20 protein-coding genes are annotated in these 25,222 nt (G+C 69.2%); 14 read left to right on the forward strand and 6 right to left on the reverse strand.

Annotated elements, in window-relative coordinates; all coding sequences use genetic code 11:
* The first annotated feature begins 102 nt into the window (after positions 1 to 102).
* The 6 genes from U1F38_RS13410 (at position 103) to U1F38_RS13435 (ending at position 5,366) form a co-directional block, all read left to right on the forward strand.
* Positions 103 to 483, forward strand: a complete 381-nt coding sequence (locus tag U1F38_RS13410; RefSeq protein ID WP_409987572.1) for a hypothetical protein — start codon at positions 103 to 105, stop codon at positions 481 to 483.
* A 45-nt stretch (positions 484 to 528) separates the two neighbouring features.
* Positions 529 to 1,056 carry an RNA polymerase sigma factor gene (locus U1F38_RS13415; protein ID WP_409987573.1) on the forward strand — a complete coding sequence of 176 codons (528 nt, stop codon included), beginning with the start codon at positions 529 to 531 and terminating at the stop codon, positions 1,054 to 1,056.
* A gap of 14 nt (positions 1,057 to 1,070) precedes the next feature.
* Positions 1,071 to 1,868, forward strand: coding sequence for an anti-sigma factor family protein (locus U1F38_RS13420; RefSeq protein WP_409987574.1), 798 nt, complete (start codon positions 1,071 to 1,073; stop codon positions 1,866 to 1,868).
* Between the two features lie 224 nt (positions 1,869 to 2,092).
* Entirely contained in the window at positions 2,093 to 3,103 is a 1,011-nt protein-coding gene (locus U1F38_RS13425; RefSeq protein WP_409987575.1) for a MerR family transcriptional regulator, read from the forward strand.
* Positions 3,104 to 3,142: 39 nt separating this feature from the next.
* Positions 3,143 to 4,018 carry a class I SAM-dependent methyltransferase gene (locus tag U1F38_RS13430; protein ID WP_409987576.1) on the forward strand — a complete coding sequence of 292 codons (876 nt, stop codon included), beginning with the start codon at positions 3,143 to 3,145 and terminating at the stop codon, positions 4,016 to 4,018.
* 40 nt (positions 4,019 to 4,058) lie between these two features.
* Complete coding sequence (locus U1F38_RS13435) at positions 4,059 to 5,366, forward strand: tetratricopeptide repeat protein (RefSeq protein ID WP_409987577.1); 1,308 nt, start codon at positions 4,059 to 4,061, stop codon at positions 5,364 to 5,366.
* A 239-nt stretch (positions 5,367 to 5,605) separates the two neighbouring features.
* Here U1F38_RS13435 and U1F38_RS13440 read toward each other — a convergent pair whose 3' ends face one another.
* Together U1F38_RS13440 and U1F38_RS13445 are read right to left on the reverse strand one after the other, a co-directional pair.
* Positions 5,606 to 8,926, reverse strand: a complete 3,321-nt coding sequence (locus tag U1F38_RS13440) for a UvrD-helicase domain-containing protein (RefSeq protein WP_409987578.1) — start codon at positions 8,924 to 8,926, stop codon at positions 5,606 to 5,608.
* A 148-nt stretch (positions 8,927 to 9,074) separates the two neighbouring features.
* Positions 9,075 to 11,609, reverse strand: coding sequence for a PD-(D/E)XK nuclease family protein (locus U1F38_RS13445; RefSeq protein WP_409987579.1), 2,535 nt, complete (start codon positions 11,607 to 11,609; stop codon positions 9,075 to 9,077).
* A gap of 105 nt (positions 11,610 to 11,714) precedes the next feature.
* Between U1F38_RS13445 and trxA the strand changes: the two genes are divergently transcribed.
* Both trxA and rho read left to right on the forward strand, forming a co-directional pair.
* Positions 11,715 to 12,047: a thioredoxin TrxA gene (trxA, locus tag U1F38_RS13450; protein ID WP_409987580.1), complete on the forward strand. Its 333-nt coding sequence runs from the start codon at positions 11,715 to 11,717 to the stop codon at positions 12,045 to 12,047.
* A gap of 245 nt (positions 12,048 to 12,292) precedes the next feature.
* Positions 12,293 to 13,558, forward strand: a complete 1,266-nt coding sequence (gene rho / locus U1F38_RS13455; protein WP_409987581.1) for a transcription termination factor Rho — start codon at positions 12,293 to 12,295, stop codon at positions 13,556 to 13,558.
* A 155-nt stretch (positions 13,559 to 13,713) separates the two neighbouring features.
* On the opposite strand, the gene U1F38_RS13460 is transcribed toward rho, so the two are convergent.
* On the reverse strand, positions 13,714 to 15,027 hold the full coding sequence (locus tag U1F38_RS13460; RefSeq protein ID WP_409987644.1) for an MFS transporter: 1,314 nt from the start codon (positions 15,025 to 15,027) through the stop codon (positions 13,714 to 13,716).
* A gap of 257 nt (positions 15,028 to 15,284) precedes the next feature.
* Between U1F38_RS13460 and U1F38_RS13465 the strand changes: the two genes are divergently transcribed.
* Both U1F38_RS13465 and U1F38_RS13470 read left to right on the forward strand, forming a co-directional pair.
* Positions 15,285 to 15,539 carry a type B 50S ribosomal protein L31 gene (locus tag U1F38_RS13465; RefSeq protein ID WP_409987582.1) on the forward strand — a complete coding sequence of 85 codons (255 nt, stop codon included), beginning with the start codon at positions 15,285 to 15,287 and terminating at the stop codon, positions 15,537 to 15,539.
* 79 nt (positions 15,540 to 15,618) lie between these two features.
* Positions 15,619 to 17,325 (forward strand): hypothetical protein, encoded by a 1,707-nt coding sequence (locus U1F38_RS13470; RefSeq protein WP_409987583.1) that lies wholly within the window; start codon positions 15,619 to 15,621, stop codon positions 17,323 to 17,325.
* 28 nt (positions 17,326 to 17,353) lie between these two features.
* Here U1F38_RS13470 and U1F38_RS13475 read toward each other — a convergent pair whose 3' ends face one another.
* From U1F38_RS13475 to U1F38_RS13485, 3 genes are all read right to left on the reverse strand, one after another.
* A complete protein-coding gene (locus tag U1F38_RS13475) occupies positions 17,354 to 18,109 on the reverse strand; it encodes a tyrosine-protein phosphatase (RefSeq protein ID WP_409987584.1) in 756 nt (251 codons plus the stop codon).
* Positions 18,110 to 18,302: 193 nt separating this feature from the next.
* Positions 18,303 to 19,631, reverse strand: a complete 1,329-nt coding sequence (gene miaB / locus U1F38_RS13480; RefSeq protein ID WP_409987585.1) for a tRNA (N6-isopentenyl adenosine(37)-C2)-methylthiotransferase MiaB — start codon at positions 19,629 to 19,631, stop codon at positions 18,303 to 18,305.
* 88 nt (positions 19,632 to 19,719) lie between these two features.
* Positions 19,720 to 20,124, reverse strand: coding sequence for a hypothetical protein (locus tag U1F38_RS13485; RefSeq protein ID WP_409987586.1), 405 nt, complete (start codon positions 20,122 to 20,124; stop codon positions 19,720 to 19,722).
* 203 nt (positions 20,125 to 20,327) lie between these two features.
* Between U1F38_RS13485 and sufB the strand changes: the two genes are divergently transcribed.
* The 4 genes from sufB to U1F38_RS13505 all read left to right on the forward strand — a co-directional run bounded on the left by sufB (position 20,328) and on the right by U1F38_RS13505 (position 25,180).
* Positions 20,328 to 21,821 (forward strand): Fe-S cluster assembly protein SufB, encoded by a 1,494-nt coding sequence (gene sufB / locus U1F38_RS13490; protein WP_409987587.1) that lies wholly within the window; start codon positions 20,328 to 20,330, stop codon positions 21,819 to 21,821.
* Between the two features lie 74 nt (positions 21,822 to 21,895).
* Positions 21,896 to 22,660, forward strand: coding sequence for a Fe-S cluster assembly ATPase SufC (gene sufC, locus U1F38_RS13495; RefSeq protein ID WP_409987588.1), 765 nt, complete (start codon positions 21,896 to 21,898; stop codon positions 22,658 to 22,660).
* A gap of 2 nt (positions 22,661 to 22,662) precedes the next feature.
* Complete coding sequence (locus U1F38_RS13500; RefSeq protein WP_409987589.1) at positions 22,663 to 23,916, forward strand: SufD family Fe-S cluster assembly protein; 1,254 nt, start codon at positions 22,663 to 22,665, stop codon at positions 23,914 to 23,916.
* Positions 23,909 to 25,180, forward strand: a complete 1,272-nt coding sequence (locus tag U1F38_RS13505) for an aminotransferase class V-fold PLP-dependent enzyme (RefSeq protein ID WP_409987590.1) — start codon at positions 23,909 to 23,911, stop codon at positions 25,178 to 25,180. The genes U1F38_RS13500 and U1F38_RS13505 overlap by 8 nt, the downstream gene beginning before the upstream one ends.
* Positions 25,181 to 25,222: the final 42 nt, after the last annotated feature.

Here is a 25,222-nt window from a genome sequence, read left to right on the forward strand (position 1 = left end):
TTGGCACTTTGCACCGGCGCGCCCACCTGAACCCAGGCCGGCGTGCGCAGCGCGGCGCCGCGGACGCGACCTCGTCAACCTCCAACATCCAGGAGCCTGCTCATGATCCGCCATGCCACCCTCGCCATCCTCGCATCGACCGCGCTCGCCGCCTTTTCGGCCGCCGCTGCCGACGCCCCCGCCACCCCGATGAACGGCATGCTGGTGGGCCCCAACCAGATGACGCTGTACGTGTTCGACCGCGACATCGCCGGCTCCGGCAAGAGCGCATGCAACGGCGGCTGCGCGACCAACTGGCCGCCGCTGATGGCAACGTCGGGCGCCGCACCCGCCGGCGACTGGAGCGTGGTCCAGCGCGACGACGGCGCCACCCAATGGGCCTACAAGGGGCGCCCGCTCTACTACTGGTCCAAGGACGGCAAGCCCGGCGACACCACCGGCGACGGCATGCTCAACAATGCATGGCACGTGGCCAAGCCCTGAGCCGCTTGTGGTGACCCGAGCCGCGACCACCGCCACGCACCCCGCTTGAACATCGACGCCGCGATCGTCCACATCCCGCGCCTGCGCCGCTACGCGCGGGCGCTGGTGGGCGACGCCGCGCGCGCCGACGACCTGGTGCAGGACACGCTGGAGCGCGCCTGCCAGAAGTGGAGCCTGTGGCACCCGCCCGCCGCCGCGCCGGCCGAGCATGTGCACAAGGCCCTGCGCGGCTGGTTGCTGGCCATCATGCACAACCTGCACGCCAACCAATGGCGGCAGGCCGCGCGCCAGCCTCAGGCGCCGTGGGACGAAAGCCTGGACCCGGGCCACGATCCCGGCGCGCAGACGACGCTGCGGCTGGACCTGGAGCGCGCGCTGGCACGGCTGTCGCCTACCGCGCGCGAGGTGCTGCTGCTGGTCGGCATGGAGCAGCTGAGCTATGCCGAAACGGCCGACACCCTGGGCGTGCCGATCGGCACCGTGATGTCGCGGCTGTCGCGCGCGCGGGCGCAGCTGCGCCAGCTGATGGAAGGCGGCGCGCCCGCCCGCGCCGTGCTCAAGGCCGTCAAGTAAAGGAGAGGCCCTCGATGTCCGCCCGCGCCCCCGACGAAGCCACGCTCCACGCCTGGGTGGATGGCGAACTGGCGCCCGACGCCGCCGCCGCCGTGGCGCAGTGGCTGGCCGAGCACCCCGAGGCCGCCGTACACGCCGCGGCGCTCCAGGCGCAGCGCGCCAGCCTGCAAACCCTGCACGCCCAGGTGCTCGACGAGCCCGTCCCGCCGCGCCTGCGCCGCGCGCTTCGCCCGCCGCCTGTGGCCTGGCACTGGCCGCACGCGCTGGCCGCGGCCGTCATGCTGGCGGTGGGCCTGGGCCTGGGTTGGGGCATCGCCAGCCCGGGGGTCGGCGCCCGCCCGGCGCCGCGCGCGGGCAGCACGGCCGCCCTGCCCACGTTCGTGCGCGAGGCGGCGGCGGCGCATGCGGTGTACGTGCCCGAGCAGCGCCACCCGGTCGAAGTCGCCGCGCAACAGCAGGCCCATCTGGTGCAGTGGCTGTCCAAGCGGCTGGGCACCGCGCTCAAGGTGCCGGTGCTCGATGAGCAGGGCTTTCATCTGGTGGGCGGGCGCCTGCTGCCGGGCGAGGCCGGCCAGGCGCGCGCGCAATTCATGTACCAGGACGCCGCCGGCCTGCGCCTGACGCTGTACGTCTCGGTGCTGGCGCACCCCGGCACCCAGCCCGCCGCGCCCGCCGCGTTTCAGTGGACCGCCGACGGCGCCACCCAGGGCTTCTACTGGATCGACGGCCACCAGGGCTACGCCCTCAGCGCCGCGCTGCCCCGCGAGCGGCTGCATGCGCTGGCCGAGGTGGTTTATCGGCAGTTGGAATGAGGTCGAATCTCCATTTCAACACCCAATCACACCCACTATTTTTTGCGCGCTTTTGAGCAGTTTGAAATGAGTGGAACTGGGCGTGCCATGGGTTGGTGTGAGCCGACCCTTCGAACAACTTTCCCCGAGCCATACGAGAGTTGACTCGGCGAGAGTGAACTCTTGGGAGCTCGTGCTCAAGTCTCCGCTGCATCCATCGCGGGCAATGCGCCGATACTCCGCTCATGCTTCTCAAGGTTGGTGAACTGGCCAAGCGCAGCGGTCTGACTGTGCGCGCACTGCATCACTACGACAGCATCGGGCTGCTGCACCCCTCTGGGCGCTCCGAAAGCGGCTATCGGCTGTACAGCCGTGACGATGTCGCACGACTGCATGGCATCCAGACCCTGCGCCGCATGGGATTGTCCCTTGGCGATGTCGCGCACTTGCTCGACGGCGGCGCCGTCGCGCTGCCGGCCATCCTCGCGCAGCAGATCGGCGCACTGGATCAGGAGATTGTCCAGGCCCAGGCACTGCGCGAGCGACTTACCGTCATGCAACTCATCCTCGCGAGCGGCGGCCAACCTGAAATCGACGACTGGCTCGCCAGCCTGTCGATGATGAGCACGTTCGAGCAGTACTTCAGCGCTGGCGAACTCAAACTCATCTTCGCGCGGTGGAAGCGCACCGCGGCCGAGTGGCCACCATTGGTGCAGGCGATCCGCGACATGATGGCGCGCGGCGTGCCGCCCGATTCGATCGAGTTGCAGCCGCTGGCGCGACGATGGATGGACGTGTCCGCGCGTTGGATGAACGGCAACGTCGCGCTCCTGACCCGCTGGCGCAGCATGCTGCTCGAGCACCCCAGCCTGCCACTGCCCGGCGGGATGAATCGGACGTTGTTGGAGTACATCGATCAGGCGACTCAGGTGCGATTGAGCGTGCTGGCCAAGTACCTCAGTGCGGATCAGTTTGAACGCCTGGACAAGACACTGGATCCGGAGTGGCGCGCGCTCAGGGAACGCGTCGAGCGCTTGATGGCTGAGGGTGCGCCGCCACATGCCACGCAAGCGCGCCAACTGGCGCGCGAATGGCGGACCCTGCTGGAACGGATGGCGCGGCATGACTCAGCGTTGGGCGCCCGGCTGCTCGCCGCGTACGAGAACGAACCGCTGATTCGGGCAGGAACCGTCTTGACGCCGGAAGTGTGGTGCTATCTGGACCAGGCTGCGGCCCTTGACCCTGACGCAACGTGAGGGTGGACTATGACGCCTTCAGAACCACTGGAGGCACAAATGTCCAGCTTGCCGATCAACATGGTTCGCCAGGGTATTCCGAGCCGTTCCGCCATGGCGGTCGCCTCGTTGCGCGCAGCGCACCAATTGCTCGACGAGCCGCTGGTCCATCCTGACCCGATTGCACTGCCTCTGCTGGGAGCGCCAGCCCAGGCCGCGCTGCGAGACGACCCGTTCCGGCTGAACGATCCGCTGTCCCGAGGCCTTCGCGCCGCCTTGGTCGTGCGCAGCCGATTCGTCGAGGATGAGCTCTCGCGCTGCGTCGCGGCCGGTGTACGCCAGTACGTCATTTTGGGCGCCGGTCTCGACACCTTTGCGTATCGCAACCCATACTGCGATGAGGGCCTGCGGGTGCTCGAGGTGGACCACCCTGGCACGCAACGCTGGAAGCAGCAGCTGTTGGCCGAGGCTGGCATCGATGTGCCTCCGTCGCTGGCGTTTGTGGCGGTGGACTTCGAGCGCGACGATCTGGGCGCTGCGTTGCAGTGGTCGGGCTTCAGGGTCGATCAGCCCGCTTGCATCAGCTGGATGGGCGTCACCATGTACCTGACGGCCAACGGGGTGCTGAGCACGCTCCGCACGCTGGCAACGTTTGCCGCAGGCAGTTGTCTGTGCTTCGACTACCGCGTTCCGGTGTCGATGCTCAACCCAATCGAGCGCACTGTCAGCGACGTTGTCGAGCGGCAGGTCACCGCGGTCGGAGAACCGTGGCTGTCGACCCTCGATCCAGTGCATTTGCAAGCTCAGCTGCTCGAGCTGGGTTTCAGTTCTGCGCACAGTGCCACGCCGGACGAACTCAACGAGCGCTACTTCGCACGTCGCAAGGACGGATTGCGTACCGGTGGAAGTGTTCGCATCATGTGCGCGAATAAGTGAATCCAACCGCCAGTAGTCGCAAACGCCAAGGAGACCTCAAATGAAGACAACGGCCCATACCATGATGCTTGAAGATCGCTACGGACTTCACCTGTCCACATCGAACGCTGACGCCCGCGATGCTTACGTCGCGGGCGTTGACAGCGTGATTTCCGGAGTTGCGGGCTACCGCGAGTCGTTGGCACGTGCGCTCGCGCTCGATCCCTCTTTCGCACTGGCCCATGCCGCGCTGGCCCGCGGGCTGTTCCTCGATGCCGAGGTCGGGCCCGCGAGAACGTCGGCAAACACCGCCCGCGCGCTGTGCGATCGGGTTTCGGAGCGCGAACGAAGCCACATCGACACGATCTGCCTCGGCATCGAAGGCAAGCCCGCGCTCGCGCGCGAAGCGATGCTCAAGCACCTTCGCACTTGGCCTCGCGATGCGATGGTGCTGGCTCCGGCCACCAGCGTGTTCGGGTTGTACGGCTTCAGCGGCGACGCGGACCACGAGGAGCAACTGTACGAGTTGCTCGAGTCACTGGCGCCGGCGTATGGAGAGGACTGGTGGTTCGAGACCGTGTACGGATTCGCGGCCTGCGAAACGGGTCGTCTGAATCTTGCCTGGACCTTGATCGAGCGCAGCCTCGCGAAGAATCCGCGTCATGCACATGCCGCGCACTTCCGGACCCACGTGATGTATGAGCGCGGCGAGATCGGCGAGGCGCTCGAGTATCTGGAAGCGTGGATGCCTGGTCTGGACCCGCGCAGCCTCACACGTTGCCATCTGTCATGGCACGTCACGCTTGCTGCTCTGGCGGCTGGTCGCCACGAGCGCGCTTGGCAAGCGTATCGCGCGTCCGTGCATCCGGGCGGCGCCTGGGGCCCGCCGCTCAACGTCGGCACCGATGCGCCTTCTTTCCTCTGGCGCGCGGAGCTGGCGGGGCAACCTCGCTCCGAGCAGCTCTGGCACGAGGTGCACGACCATGCGCTGCATCACTTTCCGACCGCCGGGATCGCGTTTGCCGACGTGCACAGCATGATCGCGTGCATCGTTGACGGCGATACCGATGCGCTCGGGCGACGTGCTGACGAGATCCGCCAGCGCATCGCGGACGGCCGCTACCCTGCGGGAGAGGTGGTGCTGTGGATTGCCGAGGGCTTCGCCGCATACGCCGCCGGGCACTGGGGCGAAGCGATCAGCGCCCTCGAGCGCGCGCTTGCTCAGACCGTGCGCATCGGCGGCAGCCGGGCTCAGCGCGATCTGGTGGACTTGACGCTTCTGGCTGCCTACCTCAAGGCTGATCGCAGCAGTGCGGCCGCCCATCTCGTCGAGCGACGAATGCATCTTCCGCAGCTACTGAATCGATAGCTATCGCCGTTCGCCTGGTGAGGTCGCCGAGTATCGGCTTTCGTGCGCTGCGAGCGCAGTGATTCAACGGCGTTTCCTCGACACCGGTGTCCCAAACCCTTTGCGGCTACTTGGGATTTGAGCGCTGATGCCCGCAGTGCAGCGGTAGTCGTCTCTCATAGGCTGCCGACTTTCGGCCAGCCTGTCGACTCTGGACAATGGCCCATCGACGGCTTCTTCTTGGCCATTTGCGGCATTCCTCACCCCACCACCCTCCCCTCCCCACTCAAAAACGCCACCCGCACCGCCTGCCCCGGGTGCAGGCGCTCGACGGCGGCGCGGTAGCCGGCCAGCTGGTCGACCAGGGCCGCGTCGCGCTCAGGGTGCGCGGCGCTTTTGTAGTCGAGCACCCACCAGGCCTCGGGGCCGTGGGGGCCGGCGCGGCGGCGCACCAGGCGGTCGATGCGCCGGCGCTGGCCCTGGTGCACCAGCTCGACTTCGTCGAAGGCTTCGATCACCTCGTCGGCGTCCCAGGCCCAGGCGGCTTCGCCGGTGAGGATGCGGCGCGCCATTTGCTCGGCGAGCGCGGCCTGGGCGGCGCTCAGGGCAAAGCGGCGCCGGGCCTGCGCGGGGCGCTCGGGGCGCCAGCCGGCGGGGGTGTCGCCGGCGTGCTCCAGCAGCCAGTGCATGGCTTCGCCGATGCGTGATGCGTCGTCGGAGGCGGCTTCACTTTTGCCCTCGAATGCTTCTGATTTTATAGCTTCTTGCGCTGGCAGGACGGGCGCTGGCGGCAGATCGAGCATGATGAATTCTGCCTGGGCCTGACCGGGGTGCGCGGATGCGGGGGCCGGCTCGGGCACGGGCAGTTCTTGCGCCTGCGGCTGCAGTTGCAGCCACCAGCTGTGCGGCGCCTGCCCGTGCGGCGTGACGCCGGAGAGCACCAGGCGCTGGCGCGCGCGGGTCATGGCGACGTACAGGGCGTTTTGCTCTTCGCGCGACTGGGCAGCGGCCTCGCTGGCGGCCAGCGCCAGCGCGCTGGGCGGCGGCGCGCTGCCCTTGGCCAGAAAGACCAGGCTGCGGGGCACGCGCTGCTCGCCCGGCCAGTCGAGCAGCACGGCGGGCTCGCCGCGCTCCTTCTTGACGGAGGCGGCGTCCAGCAGCAGCACCTCGTCGGCCTCCAGGCCCTTGGCGCCGTGCACCGTCAGCAGTTGCACGGCCTCGGGCGCGGCGTGGCGCGGCACGGGCAACTGCTGGCGGCGCAGCGCGCGCAGCCACTGGTACGCGGTCAGAAAGCGCCCGCCCTGCACGCCCAGGGCGGCGGCCAGCAGCGCGCGCAACTGCGCCAGCACGTGGGCGCGCTCGGGCGCGGGGGCGGCAGCGGCAAAGCGCGCCAGCGCGTCGCGGTGGCTGTAGATGGCTTGCAGCGCGTCGTGCGGGGGCAGGCTCAGGAGCCACTGGCGGTATTGCATCAAATCGGCGTGCAGCGCTTGTCCACTGTGCGCAAGCAGCTCTGTTGTTGATAGCACATCAAGCCATGCCGGGCGCGGCTGGCCGGGCGCTCGCGCGGCCTGCACGGCCAGTGCCAGGCGCGTGAGGTCTTCGTCGCCCAGGCCAAACAGGGGCGACTTGAGCGCGCGCGCCAGCGCCAGATCGTGTCCGGGCGAGACGAGCGCATCGACCAGGGCCAGCACGTCCTGCACGGCGGGCTGTTGGCCCAGCATCTGCTTGTCGGGCTGCTCGCAGGCGATGCCTTGCGCGCGCAGCTCGACCTGCAGCGCCGTGAGCGCCACGCGCTGGCGCGCCAGCACCATGATGTTTTCGGGCTGAACGCCGGCGGCCACGCGCAGGGCGATCCAGCGCGCGGCCTGGCGGCATTCGAGCGTGCGCAGGGTTTCGTCCAGCACGCGGCGCGGGGTGCTCAGGCTGTCGCGCCAGGCCGGCCCGTCGCCGGTGTCGGCGCCGGCCTTGTCCGGGCGCGGGATCAGGGGCAAGGCCTGCACCCAGCCGTCGGCCGCGGATTCGGTGCTGTGCGCGCGAAAGCCGTCGAAGCGGCCGTCGGCCTGGGCCTGCTGCATGACGGCGTTGACGGCGCCCAGCACGGCGGGGGCGTTGCGGCGCGTGTGGTCGGTGGCCAGGCGCTCGCCGCCCAGCGCCTGCACGACGAACTGCTGCGCGTCGATGAAGACCTGGGGGTCGGCGCGGCGAAAGCGGTAGATGCTTTGCTTGGGGTCGCCCACGATGAACACGCTGGGCGCAGCGGCACCGCCGCCCGCGCCGGCATAGCCTGCCAGCCAGGCCTTGAGCGCCTGCCATTGCAGCGGGTTGGTGTCCTGAAACTCGTCGACCAGCAGATGGCGCACGCGCGCGTCCAGGCGCTCCTGCACCCAGGCCGAGATGTCGTGGTCGTCCAGCAGGATGAGCGCGGCGCGCTCGACGTCGTTCATGTCCACCCAGCCGCGCTCGCGCTTGAGCTGGGCAAAGCTGGCGATGAGCTGGCGCGTGAGGCGCGCCATGCGCTGGTGGTGCTGCCACGCGTCGTGCTGCTGGCTGGCGAGCAGCAGGCGCTGCAATTCGGGCTCGGCCTGCTGCGCCGCCTCGAACTTGGTCAGGTGCGCGGTCAGACGGTCTTCCTTGGCCACGAAAAGCGCCTTGCGCAGCGCGGTCAGTCGCTCCTGCGCGTCGGGCTGCTCGAAGGCGTCGATGATCGCGTCCGCGGCGGCGCGGGGAGTCTTGTTTTTTTCTGCGCCCAGGGCCTTGGCAAAGGCGAGCCAGCGGGCGCGCGCCGCATCGCTGGTCAAGGCATCGCAGGGGCGCTCGAAGCCGGCCAGATCGGGCGCCAGCACGTCAAAGCGCGGCACCGCCTCTTGAACATGCCCGGCCTGGTCGGCCAGCTGAAACTCGACCCGGCGCGCCAGCGCGGCGGTCAGCGCCTTGTGGGCCTGGGCGCGGCCCAGCGCGCGCACCAGATCGGCGTAGTCATCGCGCAAGCCGGCATCGGCCGCCACCTGCCGCAGAAACGGCCGCCACAGCTCGGCCACGGCGTCTTCGTCGTCCTCCAGCAGCTCATAGGCCGAGGGCAGCCCCAGCTCGTGCAGCACCGCCAGCGGGGCCGTGCGCAGCAGCGCGGCAAACCAGCTGTGAAAGGTGCGGATCTGCACCGGGCGACCGTGGGCGAGCAGGGATTGATACAGATTTTGTAGCTGCTCGCGCTGGACGGACGCGCGCTGCGGCTCGATTCCTCTTGCAATCAGCTCATCGTGCAGGCGCTGCTGCCACTGCGCGGGGGTTTCTGCGTCTCGGCCCCGGGTCGGGTCGGCCGGCTTGGGGCGGGCAAACTCGCCCAGCCATTGCAGCAGGCGCTCGCGCATCTCGCCGGCGGCCTTTTTGGTGAAGGTGATGGCCAGCACCTCGTGCGGCGCGCTGCCCTCCAGCAGCGCGCGCAGGATGCGCGAGACCAGCATCCAGGTCTTGCCCGCGCCGGCACAGGCCTCGACCACCACGCTGCGCCGCGGGTCGCAGGCGATGGCGTAGAAGTGCTCGCGCGTGCAGGGCGCATCGTTGTGTTGGTAGGCGGGGGTCATGGGCAATACCCCCTCCCCCGCTGGGGGAGGGTTGGGGTGGGGGCCAGCGGGCGCAGCAACAAAGCCTGGGGTGCCATTGCGGCCGCGTGCCCCCACCCCTGCCCTCCCCCAGTGGGGGAGGGTGAAACAGCCCATTTGGCGACTGACATCATGGCGACTCGCTCCAAAAATCCTTGCGGCACAAGCCCCGCGCCTCGCACCAGTCGCACACGCTGCCCTCGCCCAGCGCCGGCAGCGGCGCGCCAGCCTGGATGCGGGCCACGTCTTCGCTCATGCCGTCGTACAGCTGCGCGGCCAGCGCGGGCAAATCGGGCAGCTCGTGCGCGCTGGGTGTTTCGCGCTCGGCCAGGTTCAGGTAGAAGGCGCGCGGGGCTTCGCCGCCGGCCAGCAGAGCGTAGAAGGGCAGTTGCGTGTCTTCGCTGCCGGCCTTCACGCGGTCCCTGGTTTTTGTCAGCGCCTCGGTCTTGTAGTCGATCAGCAGCGGCGTGCCGTCGGCCAGGCGGTCGATGCGGTCGATGCGCCCGCCCAGTTTCAGCGCGCCGCGCTGCACGTCGATGACCTGCTCGGCGGTCTCGAACGCAGCGCCATCCGCCTCGTGCGCGGCCAGCCATTGCAGGTAGGCATCACGCAAGCGGGGCCAGGCAGCCATGAAGGGCAGGAACTCGCCCGGCTCTTCATCCAGGCCCTGCTCGCGCGTGGCCTGCTGCGCGGCTGCGTCCAGCAGGGCGGTGCGCTCGGCATCGGGATCACGCTGCAGCGCCTCGTGAAAGCGGCGCAGCACGGCGTGCAGCCAGGTGCCCCAGTCGCGCTTGTCCACATCCACGTCCAGCTCGCCGTCGTCTTGCAGGCCGAGCTGGCGCAGCGCAAAGAAGCGATACGGGCAGTCGCGCAGCTTTTCGTAGCTGCTGGCGGACAGGGGCAGCACGGGCAAGGCGGCGCCGCTGGGCGCGGGGCATGCCAGCGGCGCGGCGGCCACGGGGCGCGGCTCGCGCGGATCGGGCGGGGCCTGGGCCACATCGGCGCCCCCTTGCAACTGCAGCGCCTGGACCAGGGGCGAGGGCAGCAGCGCCTGCCCGCTGTCGTCGCTGTGGCGCCACAGCACATCGACCCGAGGCACGGCCAGCGCCAGCGCCCACGCGGCCTGCTGCGCGGCCTGCAGGTCGGCGCGCGAGGGCAGGTGCAGCCGCTCGCGCTGCGCGGCGCTCCAGGGGCCGGGCGGCTCGGGCGCGGCAGGCAGGCGCTGCTCGTCGGCGCCGGGCAGCACCAGGGCGGCAAACGGGCGCCCCAGCAACTGCGCCAGGGGCAGCACCACCACCGGCGCGTCGGCCGGCTGGGGCGCGCGGTAGCTGGCGGCCTCCAGGCTTTCGCCCACCCAATGCGTGAACTCGGCCAGGTCCATGCGGCGCTGGGCGGCGGGCTCGCCCTGCCAGGCATCCAGCGCCGCGTCGTCCAGGCCGATGGCTTCGATCACGGCGCGGCCGGCCTCGTCGTGCAGCAGCGCGGACCACAGGCCGCAGCCTTGCAGCAACGCGCGGGTGGCAGCCAGCCAGGCCGTGACCGGGCGCGCCGCGGTCATCGGCGCGCGCAGGGTCTCCACGGCTTCAATCAGGGTCAGCCGCGGCAACGCATGCACCGCCTGCGGCCAGCCGCGCACGCCGTCCTGGCGCAGGCGCTGCTCCAGCGCGCGCAGCGCGCCCGCGTCAAACACCGGCGCCAGCTTGAGCCAGTCCAGCACCGCGTCGCTGCTGGCGCGCGGCGCGCAGGCGCGCAGCGCCGCCATCAGGCTGGCGGCCGCGTGCGTGGTGGACAGCTTCCAGCCGGTTTCGTCGCGCAACTCAAACCCGGGGCGCAGCCCGCGCGCGGCAAGCAGCGCGTTGATGCGGCGGGTGAGCGCGCGATCGCCCGCCACCAGGGCCACGGGCACACGGCCGGCAATCACGTGGCGCAGCACGCAGGCGACGGCGCGCTCGGCCTCGTCCTCGCCGTCGGCGCAGCGGTGCAGCGCGACTTGGCCGCGCGCCGCAGGCGCCGGCAGCGGCAACACGGTGGCCTTTTCGAAGTAATGCTCGGCCAGTGTGTCGGCCAAGGGGTCGTGCTGCAGGCCGGGCACGATGACGAGCGCGTCCAGCGCCTGGGCCATGCGCGGCGCAAACAGCGCGTCGCTGGGGTGCGCGGAGTTGCCCACCCAGGCCGTGGCCACGCGCGCCAGCAGCGCTTCCAGCGCCAGCGGGCCTGCGCCCGCGTCGGGCAGGGCAGCGCGCGCGTGGGCCATCCAGTCGGGCCGCATGTCCGGCGGCAGGCTGGCGGCCAGCGGCGCCAGTTGCGCGGCCTGTTCCAGCAGGGGCGCCGTCAGCAGGGCGCGCTGGGCGGCGCAGCCGGCGGCCTCCAGCAAGCCGGCGGCCACCAGCGCGTCGCGCCCGTGCGCACCACTCCAGTCGTGCGGGCCGGGCGCGAACAAGCCGGCCCGCGCGGCCCAGCTGCGCGTGGTTTCAAAGCGCGGCGCAAAGCTGTCCGGAAACTGCGCGGCCCACTGCTGCGCGGCCAGCGGCAGCAATTGGGCGTAGGGCAGCAGCACCACGCTGCGCGCGGGGTGCGCGGCCTGCTCGCGCAAGGCGGCGTCGATGCGTGCCAGCAGGGCCGGCCAGCCGCCGGGCGCCGGCGCCGGGTCGGTCAGGTCATTCATCACGGTTTTTGGGGGCGGGCCGGCGCTGGTGGCGGCCGGTTTCTGTCACAATGATTCGCACTGTAGCCGCCCCGGCGGCTTGATTTTTTCCTCCAAGGACTTTCCATGGCCAGCGACCTGATCAAACACGTGAGCGACAGCTCTTTCGACGCCGACGTCCTGAAGTCGGACCAACCCGTCCTGGTGGACTTCTGGGCCGAATGGTGCGGCCCTTGCAAGTCCATCGCGCCCGCGCTGGACGAGCTGGCCGGCACCTACAACGGCAAGCTGACGATCGCCAAGGTCAACGTCGATGACAACCAGGCCATCCCGGCCAAGTTCGGCATCCGCGGCATTCCCACGCTGATGGTGTTCAAGAAGGGCGAGCTGGCCGCCACCAAGGTAGGCGCCATGTCCAAAGCGCAGCTGACGCAGTTCATCGACCAGCAGCTGGCCTGACCCGAACCCGGCTCCTTCGCCAGCCCACGCCGCGCCCTGTGCGCGGCGTTTTGTTTTCCTGCCATAATCTCGCCTGAAAGCCGGCGCGCAGGTAAGCGCCGGTCGGCCGCCCGGCACCGCGGGGCGCCGCAAGCCAAGCCCCACGCGGGCGCGGCCAGCCTCCTCCCAATTCAATCCTTCCGCATCTTCCATCGCGCGGTCCGGTCTTGGCGGACTGCGTGTCCAACCCGCATCCACTTCACCCCATGCATCTGAACGAACTCAAAGCGCTGCACGTGTCCGAACTGCTCAAGCAGGCCGAGGCGCTGGAAATCGACAACGCCAGCCGCATGCGCAAGCAGGAGCTGATGTTTGCCCTGATCAAGAAGCGCGCCAAGGGCGGCGAGCAGGTGTTTGCCGACGGCGTGCTGGAGATCCTGCCCGACGGCTTCGGCTTTTTGCGCAGCCCCGACACCAGCTACACCGCCAGCACCGACGACATCTACATCAGCCCCAGCCAGGTGCGCCGCTTCAACCTGCACACCGGCGACATGATCGAGGGCGAGGTGCGCATTCCCAAGGACGGCGAGCGCTACTTTGCCCTGACCAAGCTGGACATGGTCAACGGCGCCGCCGCCGAGCTGAACAAGCACAAGGTGATGTTCGAGAACCTCACGCCGCTGTTTCCGCGCGAGCAGATGCGGCTGGAGCGTGAAGGCTTCAAGGGCGAAGAGAACATTACCGGCCGCATCATCGACGTGATCGCTCCCATCGGCAAGGGCCAGCGCGCGCTGATCGTGGCGCCGCCCAAGAGCGGCAAGACGGTGATGATGCAGACCATCGCCCACGCCATCGCCGCCAACTACCCCGACAGCCACATGATGGTGCTGCTGGTGGACGAGCGCCCCGAGGAAGTGACGGACATGCAGCGCTCGGTCAAGGCCGAGGTGATCGCCTCCACCTTCGACGAGCCGGCCGCGCGCCACGTGCACGTGGCCGAGATGGTGATCGAGCGCGCCAAGCGCCTGGTCGAGCTGAAGAAAGACGTGGTGATCCTGCTGGACTCCATCACCCGCCTGGCCCGCGCCTACAACAACGTCGTGCCCTCATCGGGCAAGGTGCTGACCGGGGGCGTGGACGCCAACGCCCTGCACCGGCCCAAGCGCTTTCTGGGCGCCGCGCGCAACGTCGAGGAAGGCGGCAGCCTGACCATCATCGCCACCGCGCTGATCGACACCGGCAGCCGCATGGACGAGGTGATCTTCGAGGAGTTCAAGGGCACCGGCAACAGCGAAATCCACCTGGACCGCCGCCTGTATGAAAAGCGCGTGTTCCCCAGCATCCAGCTCAACCGCTCGGGCACGCGCCGCGAAGAACTGCTGCTGGCGCCCGAGGTGCTGCAAAAGACCCGCATCCTGCGCCAGTTCATGTACAACATGGACGAAATCGAGGCGATGGAGATGGTCATCAAGAGCATGAAGGCGACCAAGACCAACGTCGAGTTCTTCGACATGATGCGCCGGGGCGGCTGAAGAAGCGTCATCTTCCTGCTGCGCGGGCCGATCTTGCGCCTGCGCTTCTCGCCGTACGGGAGTACGGCTGCGATGCTCGACGCAAGCTCGACCCGCTCGCGACGGAAGCTGATCGCTTCTTTCGCTCCATGGATGCCCAAGTCCAAGCGTCGATGTCAACTCATGGCCGCAGGCTTCTTGCCGTAGGCACTGCCCCCCGGGTTGTCGATGGTCGAATGCGTGCGGTTGTCGTGCATGAAGAGCACGGCGATCAGGCCGCACACCGCGATGCCCGTGACATACCACGGGAACACCTCGCCAAAGCCGTGCTGCTTCATGAACAGCGCGACGTATTCGGCCGAGCCGCCGAACAGCGAATTGCCGATTGCATAGGTAAAGCCCACCCCCAGGCCGCGGATGTAGGCCGGGAACATCTCGGCCTTGACGATGCCCGAGATCGAGGTGTAGAAGCTCAGGAACACCATCGCCACGATGATGAGCAGGCCCGCGTCGAACAGCGAGGTCTGCTTGCCGATGGCGCCCAGCACCGGCACCGGCAGCACCACCATGCCGATGACGAAGATGAGCATGCTGTTCTTGCGCCCGATCTTGTCCGAGATCGCGCCGATCACCGGTTGCATCAGCATGAACACAAACAGGCACACCGTCATCGTGTCGGCCACGTCGCCCTTGGAGAAGCCTGCCGTGTTGATCAGGTACTTCTGCATGTAGGTGCTGAAGGTGTAGAAGGTGAGCGAGCCGATGCAGGTGATGCCGAACACCACCCAGAACGCGCGCTGGTGGTGCCACACCTCCCTGAAAGTGCCCGCACCCTCCTGGTGGCGGTCGGCCTTGGAGGTGGTCTCCGTCAGGCCCGAGCGCAGCCACAGCGACACCAGGGCGGCCAGCGCGCCGATGACGAAAGGCAGGCGCCACCAGCCGGCGGTGATCTGATCGCCGCCCAGGGTGTGGGTCATGATGACCGCCAGCAGGCTGGCCAGCAACTGCCCGCCGATCAGCGTGACATACTGGAACGACGAGAAAAAGCCGCGCCGCCCCGGCTGCGCGATCTCGGACATGTAGGTCGCCGTCGAGCCGTACTCACCACCCACCGCGATGCCCTGGACGCAGCGCACCAGCAGCAGCAGGATGGGCGCCAGCGAACCGGCGGTGGCGGCCGTTGGCAGCACCGCCAGGCACAGCGAGCCGAAGCCCATCATCAGGATGGACACCACCATCGCGTCCTTGCGCCCGAAGCGGTCCGAGATGCGCCCGAAGATGTAGCCGCCCACCGGGCGCATCAGAAAACCGATGAAGAACACCCCCGCCGCCTGCATGAACGCGCCCGTCTGCCCGGTGCCGGTGAAGAACTGCTCGGCAAAGTAGACGCTGAAGAAGGCGTAGATGTAGAAGTCGAACCACTCCACCAGGTTGCCGCTGGAGGCCTTGACGATGGCCCACACCGTCTCGCGGGTGGACAGTTGCCCCATGACCCGGAAGCCTGCCGCGCCACCGTCCTGCGCCAATGTGCCGCTTGCCATGCTCGCCACCTCTTCATGCCAGTTCCTGGGAGGCCCATCGTACGCTTGGGCCCGCATTTTTGCCCAGGCACCGTGCGGGCGGTGTCGCCGCGCCGGCTTGTCGCTATAATGCTGCGTTTTGCGGAAAGTACGCCGAGCAAATCTTGATGCGCAAGGGTTGCGCATGGCCGGCGCGGCTGCCACAGTCCAACCAAACAGGTTTCATCATGCGTGAAGGCATTCACCCCAACTACCGCGAAGTGTGCTTCGTGGATCTGTCCAACGGCTTCAAGTTCGTGACGCGCTCGTGCGCCAACACGAAAGAGACGGTCAAGATGGACGACGGCCGCGAGCTGCCGCTGTTCAAGCTGGATACCTCCAGCGAGTCGCACCCCTTCTACACCGGCACGCAAAAATCGGTGGACAACTTGGGCGGCCGCGTCGAGAAATTCCGCAACCGCTACGGCAAGGTCGCTCGCTAAAATCGCGCGACGCCTTTTTTCCGGCTCTCAAAAGGGCAGCACGGGCAACCGCGCTGCCCTTTTCGCTGCCTGACGCCCCTTGAACCAGACCAGCCCCGCCCTCGTTGCCCAGGACGCCGTGCGCCGCCTGCCGCGCTGGGCGCTGTGGCTGCTGTGCGCGGCCTACGTGATCCCGGGCTATGTGGGGCGCGATCCCTGGAAGAACGCCGACGTGGCGGCCTTTGGCGTGATGCTGGACCTGGCCGGCGACCCCTCGTGGTCGACCTGGCTGCATCCCGGCATGATGGGCATCCCGGCCGACATCAGCGCCCTGCTGCCCTACTGGATCGGCGCCTGGGTGCTGCAATGGGTTCCCGCCTGGGTGGCGCCCGACTTCGCGGTGCGCGTGCCCTTCATGCTGATGCTGGCGGCCACCCTGGCAGCCACCTGGACCGCGGTGTACGACCTGGCGCGCCACCCGGGTGCGCAGCCCGTGGTGTTTGCCTTTGGCGGCGAGGCCAAGGCCGTCGACTACGCCCGCGCACTGGCCGACGGCGGCCTGCTGGCGCTGGTGGCCACGCTGGGGCTGGCCCAGTTCTCGCACGAAACCACGCCGGCGCTGGCCCAGTTGTTTTTCGCGACCCTGGTGTTCGCCGGTTTGGCCGGCCTGCCGTTTCGCCCGCTGGGCGCGCCGCTGATGCTGCTGGTCGGGCTGCCCGGCCTGGTGCTGTGCGGCGCGCCGTCGATTGCCTTGATCTACGGCGGCGTCGCCACGCTGGGCCTGCTGCGCCCCAGCGCCGAGCACCTGGCGCCGGCCACGCGCCGACTCGCCCTGTGGCTGCTGGGCGCCTGCACGCTGGCCTGCGCGTTGCTGGGCTGGTCCACCGATCTGCTGGAGTGGCAGATTGCCACGCCCGCCAGCGACTGGCACGAAGTGCGCGCGCTGGGACAGCTATTCCTGTGGTTCACCTGGCCGGCCTGGCCGCTGGCGCTGTGGACGCTGTGGCGCTGGCGCCACCAGCTGACGCAGCTGGGCCATCAGCGGCATCTGGGCCTGCCGCTGCTGATCGCCGGCGTGCCGATGGCGAGCGCGGTGCTGACACGCGCGGGCGACCGGGTGCTGCTGCTGGCGCTGCCGGCGCTGGCCTGCCTGGCCGCCCTGGCCCTGCCCACCTTCAAGCGCAGCGCGGCGGCGCTGATCGACTGGTTCACGGTGCTGTTCTTCAGCCTGTGGGCGATCGTGATCTGGGTGGTGTGGATCTCGCTGCACACGGGCGTCCCCCCGCAACCGGCGGCCAACGTGGCGCGGCTGGCGCCGGGCTTTGTGCCCCACTTCATGTGGCCGGCCTTCGTGGCGGCCTTGCTGGCCACTGCCGCGTGGATCGCGCTGGCGCGCTGGCGCACCGCGCGCCACCGTGCCGCGCTGTGGAAGAGCCTGGTGCTGCCCGCGGCCGGCGCCACGCTGTGCTGGCTGCTGCTGATGACGCTGTGGCTGCCGGCGCTGAACTACGGACGCAGCTTCGCGCCGCAAATGCAGGAGCTGCGGCACCTGATCGGCAACACCCCATGCGTGCAGGTGCACGGCTTGTCCGCCCCCCAGGTGGCCGCCGTGCGCTTTCATGGAGGCTGGACGCCGGTGCCGGCGCGCAGCCTGACGAGCTGCCCCTGGCTGCTGGTGGACACCGACGCCATGGCCAGCTTGCAGGCCACCGTCAACCTGAGCCAGTGGCGCCTGGCGGGCGAAGCGAGGCGGCCGACCAACCGCGAGGACAACCTGCTGGTCTACCGGCGTGTTGCCACCCCTTGAGCGCGGCGCGCGCGGCCTCGCCCCCGCATCAGCCCGGTGTCGCCTGGAGGTACACGCGCCGCAGATGCTCGCGTGCCTGCGGGCCCACGTCCAACTGCCCGGCCAGGTAGGCATCCATGCCGCCGAAGTCCTCGTCCACCGCCTGATAGGCGGCCTCCAGAAACCCCGCCTGCACGCGCCAGAGCACCTGAAGCACCTCGGGCGACAGCCGTGAATCGCGCGCTGCCGGCATGCGGTAGAACTCGTTGGTGAGCAAGTAGTCGCGCATCACGGTGGCGCGCGGTACGCCCAGGGCCTCCAGGATCAGCGCCGCGGCGAAACCGGTGCGGTCCTTGCCGGCAGTGCAGTGAAACACCAGCGGTTCGTCACTGCGCAGCAGGTGCCCGAACATCTCGGCAAAACGCGGCGCGTTGTGCAGCACGAAATTGCGGTAGGTCAGGCACATCAGCTCGGCGGTGCGTTCGGCCGTCAGCGCCTCGCCGGCGGCCAGGATGCCCTGCATGCCCTGCACCACGGTCGGCTCGATGGGCAAGGGGTGCTGCTGCACGCCGGCGAATCGGTAGGCGGCGCTGGCACGCTCGCCAACGCCGCGAAAGTCAAACGTGCGCTTGACGCCCAGCCCATTGAACACCTGCGCGTCTTGCGGGGTCAGCCCCGCCAGATGGTCCGATCGAAACAGCGTGCGCCAGCGCACCTGCTGGCCGTCGACCGTGCGGTAGCCGCCCAGGTCACGGAAATTGCTGGCGCCGGCCAGGTTCAGGCAGCGATCGGGATGGCTGGGCATGATGGCAGGCAGTGAGCAGGAAACGTCAAACGAACAGGCAGTTGGCACAAACCGTAGAGCATGAAGCCCAGCGAACCAAACGGCCGCGGAGCAGGCCAGGCCAGCGATCGCCGTGGCTGGGGTCTCCCCGGCCACGGGCGGCGCCCCCTTGGGGGAAGGCGGAACATCGCGCAGCGAGTGGAGACTGGGGGTGTCATTTCAATCGTCCCCGCAGCGTGTGCGACAGGGCCTCGGTGATGTCCACCTCGATCATGCGGCCCGCCAGACGTGCGCCCTGGGGACCGCCGTCGAAGTTGACGACCCGGTTGCACTCGGTTCGGCCCATCATCTCCTGCGGGTTCTTGCGCGAGGGGCCTTCGACCAGGATGCGCTGCACGCTGCCCACCCGGCTGGCGCTGATGGCGCGCACGTTTTGCTCCACCACTGCCTGCAGGTGCTGCAGGCGGCGCAGCTTGACGTCGTGGGGCGTGCTGTCGCGCAGGTTGGCCGCGGGCGTGCCGGGCCGCGGGCTGTAGATGAAGCTGAAGCTGGCGTCGAAGCCCACGTCCTCGATCAATTGCATCAGCTTGTCGAAGTCGTCCTCGGTTTCGGTCGGGAAACCGACGATGAAGTCGCTGGACAGGCTGATGTCCGGGCGCACCGCGCGCAGGCGGCGGATGATGCTCTTGTACTCCAGCGCGGTGTAGCCGCGCTTCATCATGCCCAGGATGCGGTCGCTGCCGTGCTGCACCGGCAGGTGCAGGTGGCCGGCCAGCTTGGGCAGCTTGCCGTGCGCGTCGATCAGGCGCTGGGTGAACTCCTTGGGGTGGCTGGTGGTGTAGCGGATGCGCTCGATGCCGGGGATTTCGGCCACGTACTCGAGCAACGTGGCAAAGTCGGCGATCTCGCCCGATTCACCCATCGGCCCCCGATAGGCGTTCACGTTTTGCCCCAGCAGCGTGACCTCCTTGACGCCCTGGTCGGCCAGGTCGGACAGCTCGGTCAGCACGTCCTCGAAGGGGCGGCTGAACTCCTCGCCGCGCGTGTAGGGCACCACGCAGTAGCTACAGTATTTGGAGCACCCTTCCATGATCGAGACAAAGGCCGTCACGCCCTCCACGCGCGCGGGCGGCAAGTTGTCGAACTTCTCGATCTCGGGAAAACTCACGTCCACCTGCGGCGCGTGCGTGCGCCGGCGCTCGGCCAGCAGCTCGGGCAGGCGATGCAGCGTCTGCGGGCCGAACACCACGTCCACATAGGGCGCGCGCTGGATGATTTCCTCGCCCTCCTGGCTGGCCACGCAGCCGCCCACGCCGATCAGCACGCCCTTGTCCTTCAGGTGCTTGACGCGGCCCAGGTCGGAAAACACCTTCTCCTGCGCCTTCTCGCGCACCGAGCAGGTGTTAAACAGGATCAGATCGGCCGCCTCGGGGTCGTCGGTGGCCTCGTAGCCCTCGGCGGCGGCCAGCACGTCGGCCATCTTGGCCGAGTCGTATTCGTTCATCTGGCAGCCGAAGGTTTTGATGAAAAGTTTGCGGGGCATGGCGGTGGTCCATCGACAAAGGCAAAGGCCGGCGTGAGGCCGGCCGGCAACACCCGGGAAGCGCGGGCGCGGCGGCCGCGCGGGCTTCTCAGTTGAGGTAGCCCGAGGCCGGCGCCGGGCGCGCCTGGCCGCTGACGCCGCCGCGCGCGTCGCGCTCGATCTCGGCGGGACTGAGGATCCAGATTTCGCGGATCACGCCGGCCGGGTCACGCAGGTAGTTCACCGTGAAAGTCTGGCCGCGCAAGCTGCCCGACAGCGCCACGCGGTTGTGCACGTCGCGCACCCGCACGCCGGGACCCAGGCGTTCGGCCTTGCCGTTGAGCGTGACTTGCGGCGGCGCGTCGAAGGTGATGGCGCCGCGCTCGGCCTTGGCCGGGAAGGGGCGCACCATTTGCGCTTGGGCGGGCGCCGTGGCCAGCAGGCCGGCGCCGGCAAGGGCTGCGCCCAGCGCCAGTGCGCGCCAGGCTGCGGCGGGTTTCGAGCAGCGGTTCATGGTGTCTGTCCAGAGGCTGTGAAAGTCAGATGCAACCGACCATTTTACTGCGCGTGACGGGCGCACGACGCTCCGGGTCGGTGCGCTTTCATGGCTTCGGCGCACCAATGCCCGCAGAGCCAGTGCTGACACCTCGCCCCACGTGCAAGCGCCTATAAAGTTGCATAAAATCTACATATTTAAATCCCACGCCTCCCACGCCCATGTCTGCCCTCCCCGACGCTCCCGGCGCGCCCGTCGCCAGCGAGGACAAGCCGCAGGACGCCGCCCTGACGCAGGCGCTGCAGCGCAGCTACCAGCACGGCTTTGTCACCGACATCGAGTCCGATTCGCTGCCCCCGGGGCTCGACGAAGACACCATCCGCGCGATTTCGCTCAGGAAGAAGGAGCCCGAGTTCCTGCTGAACTGGCGCCTGGCGGCGTTCAAGCGCTGGCAGGCCATGGAGCTGCCCAACTGGGCCCATCTGAAGATCGCGCCAATCGACTTTCAGGCGCTGTCGTACTACTCGGCGCCCAAGTCCATGAAGGACAAGCCCAAGAGCCTGGACGAGGTCGATCCCAAGCTGCTGGAGACATATGAAAAGCTGGGCGTGCCGCTGCACGAGCGCGCCCGGCTGGCGGGCGTGGCGGTGGACGCGGTGTTCGACTCGGTGTCCGTGGGCACCACCTTTCGCAAGCAGCTGGCCGACGTGGGCGTGATCTTCTGCAGCTTCTCGCACGCGGTGCAGAACCACCCCGAGCTGGTCGAGAAATACCTGGGCACGGTGGTGCCGCAGGGCGACAACTTCTACGCCGCGCTCAATTCGGCGGTGTTCTCCGACGGCTCCTTCGTCTACATCCCCAAGGGCGTCAAGTGCCCGATGGAGCTGTCGTCGTACTTCCGCATCAACGCGCAAAACACCGGCCAGTTCGAGCGCACCCTGATCATTGCCGAAGAAGGCAGCCAGGTCAGCTATCTGGAGGGCTGCACCGCGCCGCAGCGCGACGAGAACCAGCTGCACGCCGCCGTGGTCGAATTGATCGCGCACGACGACGCCTTCATCAAGTATTCGACGGTGCAGAACTGGTATCCCGGCGACGAGAACGGCGTGGGCGGCATCTACAACTTCGTGACCAAGCGCGCGCTGGCCGCGGGCAAGCGCTCGCGCATCGCGTGGACGCAGATCGAGACCGGCTCGGCCATCACCTGGAAGTACCCCAGCGTGGTGCTGCGCGGCGATGACTCGAATGGCGAGTTCCACTCGATTGCCGTGTCCAACCACTTCCAGCAGGCCGACACCGGCACCAAGATGCTGCACATCGGCAAGAACACCTCGAGCCGCATCGTCTCCAAGGGCATCAGCGCCGGCAATGCGCAAAACAGCTACCGCGGCCAGGTGCGCATCAACGCCGGCGCCGCCGGTGCGCGCAACCACACGCAGTGCGATTCGCTCTTGATCGGCCCCGACTGCGGCGCGCACACCTTTCCCTACATCGACGTGGCGCGCAGCGACGCCGTGGTCGAGCACGAGGCCACCACCACCCGCATCTCCGAAGAGCGCCTGTTCTACTGCCAGCAGCGCGGCATCGACGCGCAGGAGGCCACGGGCCTGATCGTGGGCGGCTTCTGCCAGGCCGTGATCGAGGAGCTGCCGATGGAATTTGCGCTGGAGGCCAAGGCGCTGCTGGCGGTGTCGCTGGAAGGTGCCGTCGGCTGATTTTCAAGCAAAAACGGCTGTTGCGCCCGTGTATCAAGCGCAAGCAGCTATCAAAACAATAGGATTTTTCCCACATGACCTCATCTTCTCCCCTGCTGCAAGTGCGTGACCTGCGCGTTGACGTGGGCGAGCGCACCGTGCTGCGCTCGGTCTCGCTGGACGTGCCCGCCGGCTCGCTGATGGTGCTGATGGGCGCCAACGGCAGCGGCAAGAGCACGCTGGGCATGGCGCTGGCCGGCCATCCCAACTACCGGGTCGTGGCCGGCAGCGCCCGCTTGGGCGATGTGGATCTCTTGGGCCTGCCGGCGCACGAGCGCGCGCGCGCCGGGCTGTTCGTGTCCTTCCAGTCGCCCCCCGACGTGCCGGGCGTCAAGAACAACCTGTTCATTCGCACCGCACTCAACGCGGTGCGCGAGGCGCGCGGACTGGAGCCGCAGGACGCCTTCGACTTCCTGTCCAGCGCCAAGCAGGAGGCCCGCGCCCTGGGGCTGGGCGAAGCCATGCTGGGCCGCCCGGTCAACGAAGGCTTTTCGGGCGGCGAGCGCAAGCGCAACGAGCTCTTGCAACTGTCGCTGCTGCAGCCGCGCCTGGCGCTGCTCGACGAGATCGACTCGGGCATGGACGTGGACGGCGTGCGCGCCGTGGTCGAGCTGGTCGCGCGCCTGCGCGCCAAGGGCACGGCCTTCATCGTCATCTCGCACTATCTGCAGATGATCGAGCAGCTGCAGCCCGACGCCGTGCTGCGCCTGGATCAGGGCTGCATTGCCGAAACCGGCAGCGTGGAGCTGGCCCGCGGCATCGCGCGCACCGGCTTTGCCCGCGCCGCCGTGGAGGCCTGAACATGGACAGCGCACGCGCCGACATTCTGGCGGCCGAAAGCCATCTGCAAGCCCATGGCTGGGTGTCTCGCCGCAGCGAGGCGTTTCGCCACCTGCCCCCGCCCGCGCTGGCGCAATGGCTGGAAGGCGCCAGCCCCGACGCCCACTGCGGCGCCCCGGTCCTGTCCGGCACCGGCTGGACGCTGAACCCCGTGGGCAACGCGCCCGCCACCGGCGTTCATGCACGCTGGCTCGACGCGCTGGAGCCCGCGCAGCGCGCCGAGCTGTTTGCCGATTTGCCCGCGCCCGGCGAGGGCGACGCCGCGCCCTTTGCCTGGGCCCATCGCGCGCTGTGCCGCCAGGGCCTGCGTGTGCGGGTCTCCGCCGTGCCCGGCAAGTCCGCGAACGAGCAGGCTCCCGTATGGCTGCACCTGCGCCATCAGCCGCGCGCCGCCGTCGAGGCGCCCCTGCTGGTGCTGGAGCTTCATGAGGGCGTGCGCTGCGTGCTGATCGAGACGCATGAGCGCGAGCCCGCGCAGTGCGACGTCGGCCTGGCCCAGAACCTGCACGCCCATGTGCGGCTGGCGCGCGGCGCGCGCTTGCAGCACCTGCGCGTGGTGGCGCCCGGCGAGCGGGACCGCATCGCCCATTTCGTGCATGCCACGCTGGCGCAGGACGCCCATTACGCCCAGGCGCTGGCCGCCACCGGCAGCAGCTATCACCTGCAGCGCACCCAGGTGCAACTGCAGGGCGCCGGGGCGCAAGCGCGCAGCGCCGGACTGCTGCTGACCGGCGCGCACACGCTGGACCAGCAGGTCTTCAGCCGCCTGGACGCGGCGCGCACCCGCAGCCAGGTCGAGGTGCTGGCCCTGGGCAACGCCAGCGCCCGCACGGTGGCCAATGCCTACACCCGCATCGGCGCCGGCAGCGACGACGCCTCGGTGCACCAGCGGCTGTCGGGCATCGCGCTGGACGGCGAGCCGCGCATGGTGCTGCGCCCGCACCTCGAAATCCTGCACGACCAGGTGCAGGCCGTGCACGGCGCCACCTGGGGCCGCCTGCCCGAGGACGCCCTGTTCTACGCCCGCCAGCGTGGCCTGGACGACACCGCCGCGCGCGCCCTGATCATCGAGGGCATGGCCCGCGCCCTGCTGGAGCGTTGCCTGGACGGCTCGGACGGCCCCGACGTGCTCACGCCCTGGCTGGACGGCGGCTGGCTGACCCAGACCATTGCCGGCCACCTGACCCTTGCCGCCCAGGAGCCCACCCATGGTTGACATCCATACCCCCACGGCCACGCCGGCCCGCGCCCTGGACGTGGCCGCGCTGCGCACGCAGTTTCCGGTGCTCGAACAAAGCATCCACGGCCACGCGCTGGCCTATCTGGACAACGCCGCGACCACGCACATGCCGGTGGCGGTGCTGGACGCCATGCGCGCCTTCGAGGCGCACGACCGCGCCAACATCCATCGCGGCGTGCACACGCTGAGCCAGCGCGCCACCGACGACTTCGAGGCCGCGCGCGCCGTGCTGGCGCGCTTCATCGGCGCGGGCAAGGATCACGAGCTGGTGTTCACCTCGGGCACCACCGAGGCACTCAACATGATCGCCCAGGGCCTGTGGCTGGGCGGGGCGGGCAAGGCCTGGCTGCGCCCCGGCGACGAGATCATCGTCAGCGGCCTGGAGCACCACGCCAACCTGATCCCCTGGCAGCACGCCGCGCAGGCCACCGGCGCCAAGCTGATCGTGCTGCGCCCCGACAGCGAAGGCCGCCTGCACGTGGCCGACCTGCAGCGCCTGCTGAGCGAGCGCACCCGCGTCTTCGCCGTCACGGCCGGCGCCAACGCCACGGGCGAGCGCCCGGCCTACGAAGAGATGCTTGCGCTGGCGTCCGCGGCCGGCGCACTCACCGTGCTCGACGCCGCGCAGGCCGCCAGCCATGCGGTGCCCGATCTTTCCAGACTGGCCTGCGACTTCATGGCCTTCTCGGGCCACAAGATGTACGGCCCCATGGGCACCGGCGTGCTGGCCGGGCGCCGCGCGGCGCTGGAGCGCCTGCACCCGCTGCGCCTGGGCGGCGACATGGTCGAATGGGTCAAGTACGACAGCGCCGCCTGGGCCGCCCTGCCCGCGCGCCTGGAAGGCGGCACGCCCAATGTCGGCGGCGCGGTCGGCCTGGCCGCCGCTGCGCGGTTCATCGACCAGGTCGGCCTCGCCGCCATCGACCAGCATGTGCATGCCTTGCGTGCGCAGGCCGTGGCGGGCCTGGCCGCCATCGACGGCGTCACCGTACTGGCGCCGCACGCCACCGACGCGGCCCTGGTGTCCTTCGTCGCGCAGGACGTGCACCCGCACGACATCGGCACCCTGCTGGACGAACGCGGCATTGCCGTGCGCACCGGCCACCACTGCGCGCAGCCGCTGATCGACCACCTGGGCCGCGGCCCCACCACGCGTGCCTCGTTTGCCCTCTACAACACCGCCGATGAAGTCGATCGCCTGATCGCCGCCGTGACGCACGCGCTGAAAGTCCTGCGATGAAACACCCACCCCCAGTCTTCACTCGCTGCGCGATGTTCCGCC

It is taken from the genome of Ottowia sp. (assembly GCF_046348305.1).
Classification (GTDB): Bacteria; Pseudomonadota; Gammaproteobacteria; order Burkholderiales; family Burkholderiaceae_C; genus Ottowia.

Coding starts and splice junctions, on each gene's coding strand:
- U1F38_RS13410 (WP_409987572.1), top strand. CDS start 103: ATGATCCGCCATGCCACCCTCGCCATCCTCGCATCGACCGCGCTCGCC.
- U1F38_RS13420 (WP_409987574.1), top strand. CDS start 1,071: ATGTCCGCCCGCGCCCCCGACGAAGCCACGCTCCACGCCTGGGTGGAT.
- U1F38_RS13425 (WP_409987575.1), top strand. CDS start 2,093: ATGCTTCTCAAGGTTGGTGAACTGGCCAAGCGCAGCGGTCTGACTGTG.
- U1F38_RS13430 (WP_409987576.1), top strand. CDS start 3,143: ATGTCCAGCTTGCCGATCAACATGGTTCGCCAGGGTATTCCGAGCCGT.
- U1F38_RS13435 (WP_409987577.1), top strand. CDS start 4,059: ATGAAGACAACGGCCCATACCATGATGCTTGAAGATCGCTACGGACTT.
- U1F38_RS13440 (WP_409987578.1), bottom strand. CDS start 8,926: ATGACCCCCGCCTACCAACACAACGATGCGCCCTGCACGCGCGAGCAC.
- U1F38_RS13445 (WP_409987579.1), bottom strand. CDS start 11,609: ATGAATGACCTGACCGACCCGGCGCCGGCGCCCGGCGGCTGGCCGGCC.
- trxA (WP_409987580.1), top strand. CDS start 11,715: ATGGCCAGCGACCTGATCAAACACGTGAGCGACAGCTCTTTCGACGCC.
- rho (WP_409987581.1), top strand. CDS start 12,293: ATGCATCTGAACGAACTCAAAGCGCTGCACGTGTCCGAACTGCTCAAG.
- U1F38_RS13460 (WP_409987644.1), bottom strand. CDS start 15,027: ATGGGGCAACTGTCCACCCGCGAGACGGTGTGGGCCATCGTCAAGGCC.
- U1F38_RS13465 (WP_409987582.1), top strand. CDS start 15,285: ATGCGTGAAGGCATTCACCCCAACTACCGCGAAGTGTGCTTCGTGGAT.
- U1F38_RS13475 (WP_409987584.1), bottom strand. CDS start 18,109: ATGCCCAGCCATCCCGATCGCTGCCTGAACCTGGCCGGCGCCAGCAAT.
- miaB (WP_409987585.1), bottom strand. CDS start 19,631: ATGCCCCGCAAACTTTTCATCAAAACCTTCGGCTGCCAGATGAACGAA.
- U1F38_RS13485 (WP_409987586.1), bottom strand. CDS start 20,124: ATGAACCGCTGCTCGAAACCCGCCGCAGCCTGGCGCGCACTGGCGCTG.
- sufB (WP_409987587.1), top strand. CDS start 20,328: ATGTCTGCCCTCCCCGACGCTCCCGGCGCGCCCGTCGCCAGCGAGGAC.
- sufC (WP_409987588.1), top strand. CDS start 21,896: ATGACCTCATCTTCTCCCCTGCTGCAAGTGCGTGACCTGCGCGTTGAC.
- U1F38_RS13500 (WP_409987589.1), top strand. CDS start 22,663: ATGGACAGCGCACGCGCCGACATTCTGGCGGCCGAAAGCCATCTGCAA.
- U1F38_RS13505 (WP_409987590.1), top strand. CDS start 23,909: ATGGTTGACATCCATACCCCCACGGCCACGCCGGCCCGCGCCCTGGAC.